This is a genomic window from Calidithermus roseus (genome assembly GCF_003574095.1).
Lineage (GTDB): Bacteria > Deinococcota > Deinococci > Deinococcales > Thermaceae > Calidithermus > Calidithermus roseus.
Genome location: NZ_QWLA01000032.1, coordinates 21,662 through 37,479 on the forward strand (window position 1 = coordinate 21,662; position 15,818 = coordinate 37,479).

16 protein-coding genes and 2 pseudogenes are annotated in these 15,818 nt (G+C 66.1%); 7 read left to right on the forward strand and 11 right to left on the reverse strand.

The features are described from left to right. Positions 1–7: 7 nt before the first annotated feature. Positions 8–1,084 carry a hypothetical protein gene (locus Mrose_RS09430; protein ID WP_119277662.1) on the forward strand — a complete coding sequence of 359 codons (1,077 nt, stop codon included), beginning with the start codon at positions 8–10 and terminating at the stop codon, positions 1,082–1,084. A gap of 63 nt (positions 1,085–1,147) precedes the next feature. On the opposite strand, the gene Mrose_RS09435 is transcribed toward Mrose_RS09430, so the two are convergent. The 6 genes from Mrose_RS09435 to Mrose_RS09460 all read right to left on the reverse strand — a co-directional run bounded on the left by Mrose_RS09435 (position 1,148) and on the right by Mrose_RS09460 (position 7,948). Then, positions 1,148–2,218, reverse strand: a complete 1,071-nt coding sequence (locus Mrose_RS09435) for a branched-chain amino acid ABC transporter permease (RefSeq protein ID WP_119277663.1) — start codon at positions 2,216–2,218, stop codon at positions 1,148–1,150. Between the two features lie 2 nt (positions 2,219–2,220). Continuing rightward, entirely contained in the window at positions 2,221–4,098 is a 1,878-nt protein-coding gene (locus Mrose_RS09440) for an AMP-binding protein (RefSeq protein ID WP_119277665.1), read from the reverse strand. After that, positions 4,099–4,851 (reverse strand): ABC transporter ATP-binding protein, encoded by a 753-nt coding sequence (locus tag Mrose_RS09445; RefSeq protein WP_119277667.1) that lies wholly within the window; start codon positions 4,849–4,851, stop codon positions 4,099–4,101. It abuts the gene before it with no gap. A 109-nt stretch (positions 4,852–4,960) separates the two neighbouring features. Beyond that, positions 4,961–5,746, reverse strand: coding sequence for an ABC transporter ATP-binding protein (locus Mrose_RS09450; RefSeq protein ID WP_119277669.1), 786 nt, complete (start codon positions 5,744–5,746; stop codon positions 4,961–4,963). 124 nt (positions 5,747–5,870) lie between these two features. After that, complete coding sequence (locus Mrose_RS09455; protein WP_119277671.1) at positions 5,871–6,761, reverse strand: branched-chain amino acid ABC transporter permease; 891 nt, start codon at positions 6,759–6,761, stop codon at positions 5,871–5,873. Further along, positions 6,761–7,948: an ABC transporter substrate-binding protein gene (locus Mrose_RS09460; protein ID WP_119277673.1), complete on the reverse strand. Its 1,188-nt coding sequence runs from the start codon at positions 7,946–7,948 to the stop codon at positions 6,761–6,763. The genes Mrose_RS09455 and Mrose_RS09460 overlap by 1 nt, the downstream gene beginning before the upstream one ends. A 251-nt stretch (positions 7,949–8,199) precedes the next feature. Here Mrose_RS09460 and Mrose_RS09465 point away from each other — a divergent pair, with 251 nt between their 5' ends. The 6 genes and pseudogenes from Mrose_RS09465 (at position 8,200) to Mrose_RS09485 (ending at position 12,614) form a co-directional block, all read left to right on the forward strand. Further along, entirely contained in the window at positions 8,200–8,961 is a 762-nt protein-coding gene (locus Mrose_RS09465; RefSeq protein ID WP_119277675.1) for a sugar phosphate isomerase/epimerase family protein, read from the forward strand. 161 nt (positions 8,962–9,122) lie between these two features. Beyond that, positions 9,123–9,824: pseudogene (locus Mrose_RS09470) on the forward strand (c-type cytochrome); the annotation flags it as partial. Positions 9,825–9,899: 75 nt separating this feature from the next. Continuing rightward, positions 9,900–10,163 (forward strand): annotated as a pseudogene (locus tag Mrose_RS19395) (c-type cytochrome); the annotation flags it as partial. A 15-nt stretch (positions 10,164–10,178) separates the two neighbouring features. Then, on the forward strand, positions 10,179–10,661 hold the full coding sequence (locus tag Mrose_RS09475) for a DUF1129 domain-containing protein (protein WP_119277677.1): 483 nt from the start codon (positions 10,179–10,181) through the stop codon (positions 10,659–10,661). A 36-nt stretch (positions 10,662–10,697) separates the two neighbouring features. After that, positions 10,698–11,342 carry a QcrA and Rieske domain-containing protein gene (locus tag Mrose_RS09480; protein ID WP_119277679.1) on the forward strand — a complete coding sequence of 215 codons (645 nt, stop codon included), beginning with the start codon at positions 10,698–10,700 and terminating at the stop codon, positions 11,340–11,342. A gap of 9 nt (positions 11,343–11,351) precedes the next feature. Next, positions 11,352–12,614: a cytochrome b gene (locus tag Mrose_RS09485; protein ID WP_119277681.1), complete on the forward strand. Its 1,263-nt coding sequence runs from the start codon at positions 11,352–11,354 to the stop codon at positions 12,612–12,614. 192 nt (positions 12,615–12,806) lie between these two features. On the opposite strand, the gene Mrose_RS09490 is transcribed toward Mrose_RS09485, so the two are convergent. The 5 genes from Mrose_RS09490 to Mrose_RS09510 form a co-directional block, all read right to left on the reverse strand. Then, positions 12,807–13,070 (reverse strand): glutaredoxin family protein, encoded by a 264-nt coding sequence (locus Mrose_RS09490; protein ID WP_119277683.1) that lies wholly within the window; start codon positions 13,068–13,070, stop codon positions 12,807–12,809. Between the two features lie 185 nt (positions 13,071–13,255). Further along, positions 13,256–14,371, reverse strand: a complete 1,116-nt coding sequence (gene ychF, locus Mrose_RS09495) for a redox-regulated ATPase YchF (protein ID WP_119277684.1) — start codon at positions 14,369–14,371, stop codon at positions 13,256–13,258. A 71-nt stretch (positions 14,372–14,442) separates the two neighbouring features. Continuing rightward, the gene (locus Mrose_RS09500; RefSeq protein WP_182482754.1) at positions 14,443–15,147 is read right to left on the reverse strand and encodes an adenosylcobinamide-GDP ribazoletransferase; all 705 of its coding nucleotides are present in this window, start codon (positions 15,145–15,147) and stop codon (positions 14,443–14,445) included. A 17-nt stretch (positions 15,148–15,164) separates the two neighbouring features. Next, complete coding sequence (locus Mrose_RS09505; RefSeq protein ID WP_119277688.1) at positions 15,165–15,368, reverse strand: C1orf53 family protein; 204 nt, start codon at positions 15,366–15,368, stop codon at positions 15,165–15,167. Positions 15,369–15,375: 7 nt separating this feature from the next. Beyond that, on the reverse strand, positions 15,376–15,818 hold a 443-nt coding region (locus Mrose_RS09510), incomplete at its 5' end, for a nicotinate-nucleotide--dimethylbenzimidazole phosphoribosyltransferase (protein ID WP_147371602.1).

The window sequence follows — 15,818 nt, forward strand, 5'->3', positions numbered from 1 at the left end:
TGGCTCTATGGCTGAGCGCCTGGGCCTGGGCCTGGGGGCGCTGGGTCTGCTGGCTCTGTTGGTGAGCTACTTTCTGGGCGTGCCTGGAGCAGCCCAGTCCTATCTCTACGGCTACAGCTTCTTCCTGGCCCTCACCCTGGGCACGCTTTCGGTGCTGTTGCTGCACCACCTGACGAAAAGCCATTGGGGACAGGCATTGCAGCCCTTCCTCGAGGCCTCCGTTCTGACCCTGCCCTACCTGGCCGTGCTGTTCCTCCCCATCCTGATCACCCTGCCCGAACTCTACCCCTGGGCGCAGCCTGAGAAGGTAGCTGCCGATCCCCTGCTGCAACACCGCCAGCCTTACAACAACCCCCTCTTCTACACAGTGCGCGTGGCGGCCTACTTCCTGTTTTGGAGCTTCGTGGCCGGGCGGCTGGTGGGCTGGGGGCGCACCGCCGAAGCGGCCCTGGTGCAAAAGCGCACCGAGACCGCAGCCTGGGGCCTGGCCCTTTTCGTCGTGGTGACCACCTTCGGGGCCTTCGACCTCTTGATGGGGCTGGAACCCCACTTCTATTCCGCCTCCTACGGCGCGCTCTTCGCGGTGGGCCACACCCTAGGCGGTCTGGCCTTCGCGGCGATGCTGGCCACCCGCACCCCGGCGGTGGCGGCTTTCCTGATCCGCAAGAACCTGCAGAACCAGGCCAACTTGATGCTGGCTTTCAGCATCATCTGGATCTACCTGGCCCTGACCACCTTCATCATCGTCTGGGGTGCCAACTTTCCCCACGAGGTCGAGTACTACGTGCCCCGCAGCGAAGGTTTGTGGGGTGGAGTGGCCGCCGTGCTACTGCTGGGCCAGTTCCTCCTGCCCTTCCTAGCCCTCCTCACCAACCCCCCCAAGCGCGATCCCCGCGTGCTCTTCTACGTGGCCGCGTGGATCGTGGCCTTCCGGCTGGTGGACCACACCTGGACGGTGATCCCCTCCTTCGGGCGTGGCCTGCTCTGGAGCGACCTAGCTGCTTTGCTGGGGGTGGGGGGGTTGTGGGTGGTGGCCTTCACCCAACAGCTCAGGCGGCGACTTGAGGCTGTCGATGCTCGATAGTCGAGCCTACAGCGGATGAACGAGACCTCCTCCGAAGGGGGAGGCTGGAGGACAGGCGCTCTATTAGTACGGCAGCGGCCAGGTGCGGAAGTAGTCACGAATGCGGCCCCACAGGCCCACCAGACCCAGGGGCTCGAGGATCAAAAACAGCAAGATCAGCGCCCCGAAGACCACGTTGCGCCAGGCCGCGAAGGAAGGAGCGAACTGTGGCCCGAAGGCCCCCACGATAGCGTTGAGGACCTCGGGGATCAGCACGATGAAGGTTGCTCCAAGCACCGCGCCCAGCACGGTCCCGGCTCCCCCCACGATCACCATGGCCAGGTACTGGATGCTGAAGGTGAGCACGAAGTTGTCCGGGGTGATGGATTTGTAGAGGTTGGCCAGAAGCCCCCCGGCGATACCGGCATAAAAGGCCGAGATGGCGAAAGCGGTGAGCTTGGCGCGGGTGAGGTCCACGCCCGAGAGCCGGGCCGAGAGGTCGTTGTCGCGCACGGCGTACCACAGGCGTCCCGCACGGCTCGAGAGCAGGCGCTTGGCGTAGAAGAACAGCGGGATGGCGAAGAGCAGCACCAAATACCACAGCGCATCGGCGTTGGGCATCGAGATGCCCAGGAACTCAGCCGGGGGCAGGGTGCGACCGCGAATGCCGCCCGTGACCGCCTCCCAGCGCTTGAAGACGTAATCGGCCAGGAATTGCAGGGCCAGGGTGGCAATGGCCAAGTAGGTGCCTTTGATGCGCAGCGAGGGCAGGCCCAGCACGATGCCGATCAGGCCCGCCAGCACCCCGCCCAGCAGGATGCCCACCGCCGCCAGGGGCCCGGCCAGGTGCGAAGCGGTGTAGGCTCCGATGCCCAGGAAGGCGGCGTGGCCCAGTGAAATCTGGCCAGCCCCGCCCACCAGCAGGTGCAGCCCCAGCGCCCCGATGGAGGCGATGGCGATGAGCACCACCACGTACATGGGGTAAGGGGGCAGGAGGAGCGGCAGCATCACCAGCAACACCAGTGCGGTCCATAGCCACAAGCGTCCCAGAGGGGTGCTGGCGTAGGCCTCGTCCTGGCGGTAGGTGGCCCGCACCGTGCGGGCGAAGGTGCGGCTGTAGCGGTCGGTGAGGGTTTGGGAGAGTCGAAAGAGCATATCTACCTCCCCACCTCGGCAATGGAGACAGCGGCCTCGAGCTTACCCTCGCCCTCGAGGTAGCGGATGGGCAGCTCGAGCCGGGCTTCCTCCTTGCCCTCGTAGAGCGCGGCGATGAGCGCGGCGTAGCGCTCCTCGACGGTCTTGCGCTTGACCTTGCGGGTGCGGGTGACCTCGTCGTCGTCGGGGTGAAGCTCCTTGGGCAATATGGCGAAGCGGCGCACCCGCAGTTCCTCGGGCAGCGCCGCCGAAGCCTGGGCGATCTCCTCGGAGATCAGGCGGTAGACCTCGGGACGAGCGGCCAGGCTCTGGTAGGTGGTGAAGGCCAGACCCCGGCGGCGGGCCCAGTTCTGGGTGTTCTCGGGGTCGAGTTCGACGAGCGCAGTGACGTAAGGGCGCCTGTCGCCGATGACGACCACCTCACGGATGTAGGGGGAGTACTTCAGGCGGTTCTCGAGGAACTGCGGCGAGAAGCGGGTGCCGCTGGCGAGGGCTCCCACCTCCTTCAGTCGCCCCAGGATCACCAGGTGCCCGCGCTCGTCGAAGAAGCCAGCGTCGCCCGTGCGGAACCAGCCGTCGGGGGTGAAGGCCTCACGGGTGGCGTCCTCGTTGCCGAAGTAGCCCGCGAAGACCTGCGGCCCCTTGACCTGGATCTCCCCTTCCTCGCTGATGCGCACCTGGGTGTTGGCCAAAGGCCGGCCCACGGTCTCGGGCGGGGCGTCGCCCGCGCGGTGGGCGCAGGTGTTGGCGGCGGTCTCCGACTGGCCGTAGTACTGGCGGATGTCCAGGCCCAGCGCGCGGTAGAAGGTGAAGACCTCCGGCCCCAGCGGCGCCCCCCCGGTCACCGCCACCCGGCAAGCCGCCAGGCCCAGCCGCGCCCGGATGGGGCGGGCCACCAGCGGGTAGGCGATGGCGCGGGCCAGATCCAGCCCCAAGCCCACCCGCTCGCCCCGGAACTCGAGCCCGGCAGCCTTCAGCAGCACCCCCATGCCCCAGCGGTAGACGGCCTTCTTGAGCCAGTGGGCGTCCTCCATGCGGCTGCGCACGGTGGCCAGGGCCTCCTCCCACAGCCGCGGGGGGGCCAGGTAGAAGTCGGGCTGCACCTCCTTGATGTCGAGGATGGAGGTGGAGGGGTCTTCGGGGAAGTGCAGCACCACCCCACCCAGAACCGCCTGCACCACCGAGAGCATCTGCTCGCCGATCCAGGGCAGGGGCAGGTAGCTATAGACCCATTCACCGCCCCGCAGCTCGAGCGAGTGGTCCACCGCGTGGTGGCCGGCCTCGAGCTGAGCGTGGGTCAGCATGGCCAGCTTGCTGCGGGCGGTGGTGCCCGAGGTGGGAGCCAGCAGGGCCACGGTATCCGGGCCGATCTTCTCCAATGCCGCCCGCACAGCCTGCCCAGCTTCGGGCGTCTCGCCCTGCGCGATCACGCGGGAGTAGGGGTGGACCTTCTCGCTCCAGTAGCGGCTCATCCCAGCCTCTTCCCACACCACCACGAAGCGCAGCCGGTGCAGGTGGGGCAGCACCTTGTCGAGCTGTTCCTCGTCACAGAGCACGATGCCCTGGGCACCCGTGAACTCGAGGAAGTAGGCCACCTCCTCAGGCATGGCGTCGGCGTAGATGCCCATGGGCATGGCCCCCAGGGCCTGCGCGGCCAGCTCGGCGCTGACCCACTCCGGCGCGTTGTGCCCCAAAAGGGCCAGCACCCCGCCCTTCTCCAGGCCCAATTGCGCCATCCCCCCGGCCAGGCGCTGCACGTTGTCCCAGAACTGCGCCCAGGTGGTGGTCTCCCACACCCCGTAGCGCTTGACCCGATGCGCGGGAAGATTGGGCGTGGCCTGAGCGCGGCGGGCCAGGGCCTCCAGCAGCGTCCCCCTCATCTAGGCCGACCTCCCCAGGTACGCCTCGGTCACCCGCGGGTTGTCCCGCACCCCGCCGGGCTCGCCCAGGTAGAGCACTTCGCCATACGACATCACCAGCACGCCGGTCGAGAGCTCGAGCACCGCCTTGAGGTCGTGCTCGACCAGCACCAGCGTCACACCCCATTCCCGCCGCGCATCCAGCAGGAAGCGGGCGAGGTCCTGCTTCTCCTCCAGCGAGAGCCCGGCCATCGGCTCGTCGAGCAGCAGCACTTTGGGCTTGCCCGCCAGGGCGCGGGCGACCTCCACCCGCTTCTGCAGGCCGTAGGGCAGCGCCCCGGCGTGCTTGTGGCGCAGGGGCGAGAGGTGCAGGTAGTCCAGCACCTCCTCGGCCCAGCGGCGGATGGCCCACTCCTTGCGGGCATCGGGGGTCAGGGCCCCATAGGCCCCCACCGCCAGCTCGGCCCCCAGCTTGACGTTGTCCAACACGCTCATGCCCCGGAAGAGCTCGAGGTTCTGGAAAGTCCGGCCCAGCCCCCGCCTCGCCCGCTCCTGGGGCGAAACCCCGCTCAGGTCCTCCCCCAGAAAGCGCACCCTGCCCCGCTGGGGCCGGTAGAGCCCCGAGAGCACGTTGAGCAGGCTGGTCTTACCCGCGCCGTTGGGGCCGATGATCGCGAAGAAGTCACCTGGGTTCACCGCGAAGCTGACCCCGTTGAGTGCCCGTACGCCCCGGAAGGAGAGGGAGAGGTCGTGGGCCTCGAGGATGGGGGTCATGGAGCCCTCCTGTAGGGGCGTCGTATGCCAGAAAGCTGGCCTGCTTGCGCCCCAGGGCTCTGGAACTGGCGTAGGACGTAGGACGTACGACGTATGACCTTCGCCATACTCACACCCACCTCTTCCTCCTGCGGTAGCGCTTGGCCTCGGCGAAGCCGCCGGAAGCCCCGGCGCCAAGGTAGAACTCCATCACGTCGGCATCGCTCTGGGCGACCTGGGTGCTGCCCTCGAAGGCCACCCGGCCCTGCTCGAGCACGTACACCCGCTCCACCAGGCTGAAGGCGGCGCGGGCATTCTGCTCGACCAGGATCAAGGTCAGGCCCTTCTCTCGCCGCAGCTCACCCAGCACCCGCATGACCTCCTCGACCAGTATGGGGGCCAGGCCCAGGCTGGGCTCATCCACCACCAACACCCTGGGCTCGGTGAGCAGAGCCATGCCCAGCAGGAGCATCTGCTGTTCTCCACCCGAGAGGTAACCAGCCTGCTCGCGCCGCCGCTCATAGAGGCGGGGGAAGCGGGCGAAAACCTCCTCAGTGATGGCCCTGGCCCGCGCCGGGGAGAGCTTGTGGGCAGCGGCGGTAAGGTTTTCCAGCACGGTGAGGTAGCGGAAGACGGGGCGGCCCTCGAGGATCGGTGTAAGCCCCAGCGCCGCCACTTTGAGGGCCGAAGCGTGGGTGATGTCCTGCCCGTTCAAGGTGATCTTGCCGTCGAGGACCCGGCCCTCGTACTGGTGCAGCAACCCGGCGATGGCCCGCACCAGCGTGCTCTTGCCCGCCCCATTGGGGCCCAGTAAGCCCACCGCCTCGCCAGGCTCGGCCCGCAGCGAGACTCCATTGAGGGCGAGGATCACGCCCCGGTAGACCACTTTGAGGTTTTCGACGTTAAGGGAGGCCATAGCTAGGTCTTACGTCGTACGCAGGGAGATGAGGATGCCGATAGCCGAAAACAGAAACAGGGTGTAACAGGCCCCTGTGCCTGCCCTTCGGGTCGCAGTCAGTGCCACTTTCTGCCTCCTCCGCCTAAACCCGCTCGATGCGGCTCTGGCCAAAGAGGCCGTAGGGGCGCAGCAGCAGCACCAGCAGCACGATCACGAAGGGGATGGCTTCGGTGATGCCGGGGAGGGAGCCCTCGAGGTAGCCCGTCGAAAGTGCTTGCACCACCCCCAGCGCCAGCCCGGCGATCACCGCCCCCGGCACCGAGTCCATGCCGCCCAGGATGGCCACCGGGAAAACCATCAGCCCCAGCGCGATCACGTGGAAGCCCGGTCCACTGGCTGAAGCCAGCAGCACCCCACCCAGCGCGGCCAGGGCCGCCGAGAGCCCCCAAACGATGCCCACCATGCGCGGCGCGTTGATGCCCAGCGCCAGTGCTGCCGTCTCGCTCTCCGACACCGCCCGGATCATCACCCCATAGCGGCTGTAGCGCAGCAGAGCGATGAGCAGCAGCGCCACCCCGATCCCCACCACGATGCCCCACATCGAGCGGGCGGTGAGCACCAGGCTGCCCAGGACGATGGGCTGGCCCGGCAGTTCGCCGTTGTAGGCCTTCTGATCGGCGCCCCAGACCAGTTGGGCCACCCCGTCCAGCGTCGCCACCAGCCCGATGGTCGCCATGATCACCGCCACCACGTTGCGACCCAGCAAGGGCCGCACGAAGCCGCGCTCGATCAACCAGCCGAACAGGAAGGCCACCGGCAGGGCCACCAGCATCGCCAGGGGCAGCGGGAGGTTGAAGGGGGCGACGTTGAAGGTATAGACCAAGTAGGCCCCCACCAGCAAGAACTCACCGATGGCGAAGTTGACCACGCTGGTCGCGCGGTAGACCAGCACGAAGCCCAGCGTGATCAGGGCATACAGAGCCCCCGTGGACAGGCCGGTGATGAGGAATTGCGGCAGAAGGGACAGGTCCATCAGCCCAGGGTCACCCAGTCGGTGATGGCATCGAAGCGACCAGTCTTGACGTTGGCCCGGTAGAGCTTGGTGTAAGGCAGGCGGTGGTTGACGAAGCGCAGCGAGCGGATGAGGCCACCGGTGTCCCAATCGCCCATGTTGTTGAGGCTTTCCACCACCCCAGCGCGGTTGAGCTTGCCCGCCGCCCCTGCGCGACGATAGGCCTCCCAGATGGCCGAGCAGGAGGTGTAGGCTCCAACGTAGTAGGTGGTCTTGTAGTTGTTGTCCTTTCCCTTGCTGGCGCGGAACTTCTTGAGCTGATCAATGCCCGAGGCCAGGTTGTCGTACCAGTAGGGGTTGTGGTAAGCCACGATGAAGCCGTCGGCGGCGGCCCCCGCCCGCTGCATCAAGGCCAGCTCGGCGGAGTAGTAGGTGCCCATGAAAACAGCCTGCATGCCCTGCTCCCGCGCTGCCCTCAGCAGCAGCGGCTCGACGGTGAGCACGTAGCCGTGGCAGATGACGAAGTCGGGGTTGGCCTGGCGCAGCTTCAGCGCCAGCGCGGTAGCGTCGGGCACCGCCAGCGGCGTGACCTCCTCGGCCACGATCTCCATGCCTAGCTTGGGGGCCTGCTCCTTGACGTAGGGGATGGGGTCTTTGCCAAACTCCGAGTTGGAGTAGACCAACGCGACCCTGGCCTTGCCCTTGGTGCGGCGAATCTGCTGCAGGAGGGCGGCCATCATGTCGTTGTAGGTGGGTCCGAAGACGAAGATGGTGGGGTAGGTCTTGGGATCGGCCAGCTCGGTGGAGAAGGAGGTCGCGGTGTAGGGCAGTTGCAGCCGGGCGATCTCGGGAGCCAGGGCCTTGGAAAGACCCGTGGAGTCGCCATAGACGAAGAGCAGCTCGTCTTCGCGCTCGCGCGAGATGATGCGGTTGAAAGCTGCTGTACCCCTGGACACGTCGTAGCCGGTGTCCTCCACGATCAGTTCGACCTTGCGCCCTCCCACCCCGCCGCGCACCTCGTTGAAGTAGTCGGTGGCGTCGCGCAGGCCCTCGAGCCCCGCCTGCCCGGCGAAGGCGAAGGGCCCGGTGAGGGGGTAGAGCACCGCCATCTTCAGCGGTCGGCTCTGCGCCAGGCTGATCGCCAGGGGCGAAAATACCGTGGAAGCCGCTAATCCTGCCTTGAGAACCTGCCTGCGGGTCGCTTTCATGCACGCCTCCCTGTTACGCCGCCGGCGGAATTGAAACCACGGGCCAATTTCCGCTGCGGTCTAGGTTGTGTCGTGCCGTAAGCATACCAGTTTTTCCCAGGTTGGGAAGAGTCCCCACCGCACACACGACAATTGCAGGGTGAGATCGAGGCGCCGGTGTTCCCCTCCAGTCCGAGGAGCCGTTACGACAGGCTGATCCCGTGCATCCGGAGCACCCGGCGCGGTAGGCTAAGGCTGTCAAGGGAAGCTTTATGAGACTCGGTTTCAGCACCGCCACTACGGGACTGGACTACCCACAAGCCTTCGAGCTGGCCGCACGGCTGGGCCTGTTCCTGGAAATCCCCTACGACCTGCACGAGATGGACCCCCGCTTGCCTCCAGCCCGGCAGCTTCTGGAGATGGGCCGCGCCGCTGGGGTGGAGTTTACCGTCCACCTGCCCTTCGTGGACCTCAACCTGGCCAGCTTGATCCCCGACGTGGGCAAGCTCTCCCTCGAGCGCGTGCGGCGCAGCCTGGAGTTCGCCCAAACCCTGGGGGCCTATTGCGGCGTGCTGCACACCGGAAAGGTGGCGGTGCGGCAGCTGCTGGCCCTGGAGATGGCCCGCCGCCACCTCGACACCGCGCTGCAGGCCCTGACCCCCCTGCCCATCCCGGTAGCTCTGGAGAATCTGGCTCTGAGCCCTTCCGACCTGCTCCAGGGCACCGACGAGCTGGCCGACGTGCTCGAGGCTCACCCCGAGTACGGCTTCTGCCTCGACGTGGGCCACGCCCTGGTGGAGGGCAAGGAAGGGCAGACCGAGGCCTATCACCAGCGCTTCAATGGCCGCCTGATCCACTGGCACCTGCACGACAACCTGGGCGATCGGGACAGCCACCTGCCAGTAGGCCTGGGGCGGGTCAACTGGAGCTGGGTGAAGGAAAAACTGCGGGATTTCAAAGGCACCATCGCCCTCGAGGTCACCGGGGGCCTCGAAGGAGTCGAGCAGAGCGTGCATTTGCTGCGCTCAGGGTAGGACGATGCGCGTTATAGAGCCTCGACAAGGGACATTTGACCCCTGAGACTCCCCTAACTTTGAGCTGGACTGGAGTAGTGCCTGGGCGCGGCTCTTGGTAAGCTAGTGCTCAGTGCCCAGTTACCTCTCCATTAGGAGAGAACGGCCAGGAGGACTGATTCATGCCTATCGAACGCATCGAGGTCTATCTCAACGATTCAGCCGAGCCTATCCAGGTGCTGCGGCAGCCTCCCTTCAAGCTCAAGCTAGACACCCGTCAGCTCCCCGACGGTGAGCACCTGTTCCGGGTAGTGACACACTTCAAGGGGGGCGGTCTGCAAGAGCAGCGCATCCCCTTCAAAGTCAACAACCTGCCCGACGTGATGGTGCAGGGCCTCGACGAGGGTGCAGAGGTGCACGGCGATCTCGAGGTAGCCCTTCGGGTAGGCGACCCCGACATCCCCGTACAGCCCCAGCGCTTCCCCACCGCGCTCCTGACGGTGGCAGCAGTGCTCATCCTGGGTGGGATCTGGGGCTTCTTCGCCCTTGGCCCCTCCTCACAGAAAATCATCGAGGAAGTAGCCCCGCCCCCCGGTCAGACGGAGGCCCACGGCGGTGAGGGCGCCGTAGCGGTGGACGAGGCCCTTTTGGCCAAAGGGAAAACGATCTACGCGGCCTGCGCGGGCTGCCACGGGGCCAATGGCGAGGGGGGCTTCGGCCCGGCCCTGGCTGGAAATCAGAACCTCAAGGACGCCCAGATGATCCTCACGGTCATCACCAAGGGCCGAGGCAACATGCCCGCCCAGTCCCAACTCTCCGAGGAAGACGTGACGGCAGTAACCACCTACATCCGCAACTCCTGGGGCAACAGCTTCGGCGGGGTGGGCGCCGGCGGAGAGAGCAAGCCCGCCGGGGAGGCCCCTCAAGCTGCCGACGCGGCTTCCTTGGCCAAGGAAGGTGAGGGGCTCTACGCCCAGAACTGCGCCGGCTGCCACCAGCCCGACGGCAAGGGAATGCCCGGCACTTTCCCGGCCCTCGCCGGCAACCAGAACATCAAGGACAAGACCTTCCACATCAGCACCGTGCTCAAAGGCCGGGGCGCCATGCCCGCCTTCGCCCGGCTCTCCGACCGCGAACTCGCAGCCGTGCTCACCTACGAGCGCGTGAGCTGGGGCAACGACTATGGCGCGATCAGCGAAGCCGAGGTCAAGGCCGCGCGCTGAGGCCAGGAGGAGCGTATGTACCGCAACGACACGGTCATTCCCTGGTTTGCCATCCTCTTCGCGGTGGCGCTGTTTTGGATGAGCTACCTGAACGGCCAGCACATCGCGGGGCTGGCCGGGCACACCCCCGAAGAACTCTCGGTGGGCCAGATCGGGCTGATGGCTTTTGGCGCGGTGCTGTTCATGTACGGCTTCATGGGGCTCATGTCCAACTGGCTCGAGGGGGAAGAGCTGCGCCCCATCCGCCACTTCCCCGAGCCCAGCACCGCGCCTATGGTGGCCGGCATCATCCTAGTGCTGCTCCTCACCGCCATGGGCGGCTTCTACGTGCGCTTGCTCATCTACAGCGCCCAGACCGGCCACAACCCCACCCATCTGCAAGGCGGGCTCTTCGCGGTCATGGCCCTGGTGATCGCGCTGCTCCTGGCTACCTACAAGAAGTTCTACGAGCGCGAGGAAGCCGTCACCGAGGACGAGCACTCGGAGGTGCCCTGGTAAGGCAGCGGGTGCCCCAATCAGGATAGAGGGTAAAGCATGGACGAAAGAGAAGCAAAACTGCGTTCTTCCCGCCGCCGGATGGTGTTGCAGGCGGCCATCGGTACCGGGATCGGTCTGTCGCTGGTCTCGGCCTTCTACGTCGGAGCCAGCCTCCGCCCCAAGCAGGAGGTCACCCCGGAAAAAGAACCCCCCAAGACCGGAGACTTGCTGGTCTTCGCCCAGGGTGGCGGCGAGGGGAAGGTGATCACCCTCGATGACCTCAAGCCCAACGCCGCCCCGATCCTGGCCTATCCCATGGACCCCAGCAGCAAAATCGTCAAGAGCGGTGAGGCCAAGAACACCGTATTAGTAGGTCGTTTCAACCCCGACGAACTCGACGAGGAAACCCGTAAGTACGCTGCAGAGGGCGTAGTGGCCTATTCTGCCGTCTGCAAGCACCTGGGCTGCATCATCAGCCAGTGGAAGGCGGTGAGCGGAGGCGGCCAGGAGATGCTGTTCTGCCCCTGCCACGGCGGGGCCTACGATCCCAGGCACGCGGGCAGGGTGGTAGCCGGCCCGCCGCCCAAGCCCGTACCCTTTCTACCGGTCAAGCTCGAGGGGGGCCAGGTGGTTGTCGCCGGCGACTTCACCGACAAGGTGGGCGTGGAGGCCTCCGCGCAGAACTGCTGCCGGATGGCTTAGGAGGGAAGCATGTTCCAGTGGTTCGACGAGCGTCTGGAGATCTCCAGGCTCTACAACAAGTTCCTGCGCAAGGCCTTCCCGGTACACCACTCCTTCTTCCTGGGCGAGATCGCCCTCTTCGCCTTCGTGGTGCTGGTGCTCACCGGCATCTTCCTGACCCTCAACTACGAGCCCTCCATACGCGAAGTGAATCTCCCCGACGGGAGCACTGTTCCGGCGGCCTACGCCAGCGTGCTCTACATCGACTCGCTGCCCTTCGGTGCGGTGATCCGCAGTGTGCACCACTGGTCGGCGCACATCATGGTCGCCGCAGTCTTCTTGCACCTGCTCAGGGTGCTGATCTCCGGAGCTTACAAGAAGCCGCGGGAACTCAACTGGCTCATCGGCCTGGGGCTGCTGGGTCTGACCATCGTCACCGCCTTCACCGGCTACGCGCTGCCCTATGACAACTACGCGGTGACGGCCACCCGCATCGGTTACGGCATCGGGGCCTCCATCCCCTTCGTGGGCGGGGCGATCGCGGAGATCATGTTCGGCGGGGAGTTCCCCGGCTCCACCCACTCTGTCCCCCGCCTATACTCCATCCACGTGCTGTGGCTGCCCCTGACGCTCATCGCCCTCATCGGGCTTCACCTGCTGATCATGGTCAAGCAGAAGCACACCCAGCCCAAGTACGCCGAGAAGGTGGCTCCGGGGAAGATCCTGGGGGTGCCGCTGTACCCACAGCAGTCGGTGATGATGGGCATTCTCTTCCTGGTCTATCTGGCGGTGACGGTCTTCATCGCCGGGGCCTTCATCGCCCACCCCATCGAGGCCTTCGGGCCGCCCACCCCCCAGACCCCCGCGGTCAAGCCCGACTGGTACTTCCTGTGGATCTACGGCATCCTGCAGGTGATCCCCTCGGAGTGGCAGTTCCGCTTCTTCGGGGCTGTCATCGGCCCGGAGTTCATCGGCGGGGTGATCGTTCCCGGCATCCTGGGGGCCGTGGCGGCGTTGTTGCCCTTCGTGGACGTGAGCAAGGACAAGGTGCGCTACCTCGAGCTGCCCAGCGAGCACCCGGTGCGCACCAGCGTGACCCTGGGCGTGCTGATGTTCTTCATCATGAGCACGCTGGCCGGCTACAAGATCGACCTCAACCTCTCCAACGCAGTGCTGTGGACGCTGATACTGGTAGTGCCGGTGCTCACCGGGGTGGTAAGCTACATCCTGCTCAAGGCCCTGTATGGCCGAAGCTGGGAGCGCTCTTCCGCAGAACCCCAAGCAGCAGATTGAGAATGGTTCCCATGAATACCCCTCACAGCGCAGTCGGCTGTGAGGGGTAATACCAGATTCGGTTGGTTCGTTGCCGAACGGCAACGAGCCAACCCGACCGAAGGGAGTGCTCTAGGATTCAAAAAGATAGCCACTGAAGGTTTTTGATTTTGACGACTATCTTTTTGAATCCGGTATAAATCACTTTGGCGTTCAGCTCCGAGCGGCCTCGAGCAGTCCCACCTGCTCGAGCCACTCCTGCAGCTTCTTCACCGAGAAGCGGCTCATCGAAGCGGCCTGCCCGGCGTAGACCAACGTGGGGACGCTGCGCCGCCCAGCGTTGGCCTCCAGCACCAACCGCTCGCCTTCGGGATGCTGGTCGATGTCGATTTCGGTGTAGCTCAGGCCCAGCCGCTCGAGGGCCATCTTGGTCGCCTTGCAGTCGGAGCACCAGGCGGTGCTGTACATCGTGATCATCGGTTGTAGAGCTTATCGGAGCCCTATGGATTTCATTGTGATTTTTGCGCCAAGGCTCCCCGCTGGCGGGGAGGGTTTATCCCCCCCAGCCCCCCTTGCTAAGGGAGGTAAACAAAAGGCGTCTTGCGTCTTGCGTACGACGTACGACCCGCACCCGGCGTTTGGCTATAGGCTATCGACTAACCTCACACGTTGAAGAGGATATACATCACGTCCCCGTCCTTGACCTCGTACTCCTTGCCTTCGGTGCGCACCCAGCCCTTCTCCTTGGCCTGAGCCCAGCCCCCGGCGGCCACCAGTTTGTCCCACTCGATAACCTCGGCCCGGATGAAACCCCGCTCGAGATCGGAGTGGATCTCCCCGGCGGCCTGCGGAGCCTTGGTGCCTTGGCGGATGGTCCAGGCCCGCACTTCTTTTTCCCCGGCGGTGAGGAAGGTGATCAGGCCCAGCACGCGGTAGGCCACCCGCACCAATCGGTTGAGCCCGGATTCCTTCAACCCCAACGAGAGCAGGTACTCCTGGGCCTCGACGTCCTCGAGTTCAGCCAGCTCGGCCTCGATCTTGGCCGACACCACCACCACCTCGGCCCCCTCGGCGGCGGCCCGCTCACGCAGCTTGGCCACGTCGGGGTTGTTGGCAGCGTCGGGCAGGTCTTCCTCGGCCACGTTGGCGACGTAGATCACCGGCTTGGCCGTCATCAGGCCCATCTCGCGGGCGGCCCTGGCGAAAAGCTCGGGGTCGGCGGGGGCGTAGGTGCGGGCGGGGTTCCCCTGGGAGAGGTGGGCAAGCAAGGGCTCGAGCACCTCCAGCAGCACCTTGTCGTCCTTGTCCACGCGGGCGGTCTTGCGCAGCTTGTCTAGGCGCTTCTCCAGGGTTTGCAAGTCGGCTAGGGCCAGCTCGGTGTTGATGGTCTCGAGGTCGTCGAGGGGGTCCACCTTGCCCGAGACGTGGACCACGTTGGGGTCTTCGAAGCAGCGCACCACGTGGGCGATGGCCGCCACCTCGCGGATGTTAGCCAGAAACTGGTTGCCCAGCCCCTCGCCTTTGTGCGCACCCTTGACCAACCCGGCGATGTCCACGAACTCCACGTAAGTGGGTACGATGGGCGGTTTGCGCTCGCCCTTGACGAAGAGCTTGGCCAGCGCCTCGAGGCGCTCGTCGGGCAGGGTCACCACCCCTACGTTCTTGTCGATGGTGGCGAAGGGGTAGTTGGCGGCCAGCGCGCCCGCCTTGGTGATCGCGTTGAACAGGGTGGACTTGCCCACGTTGGGCAGTCCGACGATGCCGACTCCTAAAGCCATACAAGGCAACAGTGTACCCGATGAGGTGCGCCGGACACCCAAGGCCACGGGGTCTTAGGTCTTTAGCCGTTTCAACCCGCCCCGAGCAACACGGCCACCAGCAGCCCCACACTCTCCCCCACCTCGACCAAAGCCCCGTACACGTCGCCGGAAAGCCCCCCACCCAGCCGCCCAGCCCCCCAGCGGGCCAGCAGCAACACGGCCAGGAGCACCGTCAGGGCCTGCCAGGGAAACAGGGCCAGGGCAGGGAGAGCGAAGAGCAGGGCCAGACCGATGCGGCCTTCCCTCGAGCGCGCCCCCAAACCCTCCTGCTTCGCTGCCGGGTAGAGGTTCATGGGAACGAGCAGCCCGAAGCGCACGATGGCCGGGAGGCACAGCAGCAACCAGGGAGAAGGCCCCCAGGCCAAAAGCTGCCACTTGAGGAGCAGGTGAACGAAGCCCACCCCGAAGGCGAAACTGCCCAGGTGCACGTCGGAGAGGATCTTCAAGCGCTCTTGGGGCGGCTTCATCGCCAGCAGGGCATCGGCACAGTCCAGCAGGCCGTCGAGGTGGAGCATCCCGGTGAGGCCCAGCCACAAGGCCAGCAGGAGGGCCCCCTGCAACCCGTCGGGCAGGGCCTGGGTCAGCCAGGCGGCCAGGGCCAGCACCCCGCCCAGGCAGTACCCGGCCAGGGGGTAAAAGGCTGAAGCGGCCCGCATCTCACCGGGCTGGACCTCACCCAGCTTCGGCACGGGAAAAGTGGTGAGGAAGCCCAAAGCCAGCCAGAAGGGGCGCATCCTGGAGCCCTCGGTTCTCATCTCTCGGACGGTTCCTCGCGCGGATCAGCCGGCAACCCGGCCAGGCGGCGGCGGATGGCCTCGGCCTGCACCTCTTCGGGGTAGGGGCAGTGGCGGCACCTCGAGCCGCAGCAGTAACCGCGTTTGAGGTGATAGGCCGCGGTGAAGACGTAGAGCCCACCCTCCACGTAGTAGTCGGTACCTTCTTGCAGCTTCGCCATCTGGCCCTCAGCCCTGCTCCGCGGTCGCAGTCTGGCCAACCCCGGCCTCCTCGAAGGTGGCCATGCCGGCCAGGACTCGAGCCGCCGCGCGCAGGATGGGGAATGAGAGCACCGCTCCGGTGCCCTCCCCCAGGCGCAGGCCCAGCTCGAGCACGGGTTTGAGCCTCAGAGCTTCGAGTTGCAGGGCATGGCCGGGCTCGGCGGAGCGGTGCCCGGCGAAGAGGTAGTCCCGCACCTGTGGGCGCAGCCTCGAGGCCAGCAACGCCCCGCTGGTGACGGGAAAGCCATCGCTGACCAGGGGCAGCCCAGCCTCGGCTCCGGCCAGGAAGACCCCGGCGATGGCCGCGATCTCCAGGCCGCCTAGTTCGGCCAGCAGCGCCAGGGGGTCGGCCTGGGTGAGGTCGCCCAGCTTGCGTTCGGCCCGCCGAAGGGCCCGCCCCACCACCCCCA

Coding starts and splice junctions, on each gene's coding strand:
- Mrose_RS09445 (WP_119277667.1), bottom strand. CDS start 4,851: ATGACCCCCATCCTCGAGGCCCACGACCTCTCCCTCTCCTTCCGGGGC.
- ychF (WP_119277684.1), bottom strand. CDS start 14,371: ATGGCTTTAGGAGTCGGCATCGTCGGACTGCCCAACGTGGGCAAGTCC.
- Mrose_RS09455 (WP_119277671.1), bottom strand. CDS start 6,761: ATGGACCTGTCCCTTCTGCCGCAATTCCTCATCACCGGCCTGTCCACG.
- Mrose_RS09440 (WP_119277665.1), bottom strand. CDS start 4,098: ATGAGGGGGACGCTGCTGGAGGCCCTGGCCCGCCGCGCTCAGGCCACG.
- Mrose_RS09485 (WP_119277681.1), top strand. CDS start 11,352: ATGTTCCAGTGGTTCGACGAGCGTCTGGAGATCTCCAGGCTCTACAAC.
- Mrose_RS09435 (WP_119277663.1), bottom strand. CDS start 2,218: ATGCTCTTTCGACTCTCCCAAACCCTCACCGACCGCTACAGCCGCACC.
- Mrose_RS09505 (WP_119277688.1), bottom strand. CDS start 15,368: ATGGCGAAGCTGCAAGAAGGTACCGACTACTACGTGGAGGGTGGGCTC.
- Mrose_RS09450 (WP_119277669.1), bottom strand. CDS start 5,746: ATGGCCTCCCTTAACGTCGAAAACCTCAAAGTGGTCTACCGGGGCGTG.
- Mrose_RS09465 (WP_119277675.1), top strand. CDS start 8,200: ATGAGACTCGGTTTCAGCACCGCCACTACGGGACTGGACTACCCACAA.
- Mrose_RS09460 (WP_119277673.1), bottom strand. CDS start 7,948: ATGAAAGCGACCCGCAGGCAGGTTCTCAAGGCAGGATTAGCGGCTTCC.
- Mrose_RS09500 (WP_182482754.1), bottom strand. CDS start 15,147: ATGCGCCCCTTCTGGCTGGCTTTGGGCTTCCTCACCACTTTTCCCGTG.
- Mrose_RS09490 (WP_119277683.1), bottom strand. CDS start 13,070: ATGATCACGATGTACAGCACCGCCTGGTGCTCCGACTGCAAGGCGACC.
- Mrose_RS09475 (WP_119277677.1), top strand. CDS start 10,179: ATGTACCGCAACGACACGGTCATTCCCTGGTTTGCCATCCTCTTCGCG.
- Mrose_RS09430 (WP_119277662.1), top strand. CDS start 8: ATGGCTGAGCGCCTGGGCCTGGGCCTGGGGGCGCTGGGTCTGCTGGCT.
- Mrose_RS09480 (WP_119277679.1), top strand. CDS start 10,698: ATGGACGAAAGAGAAGCAAAACTGCGTTCTTCCCGCCGCCGGATGGTG.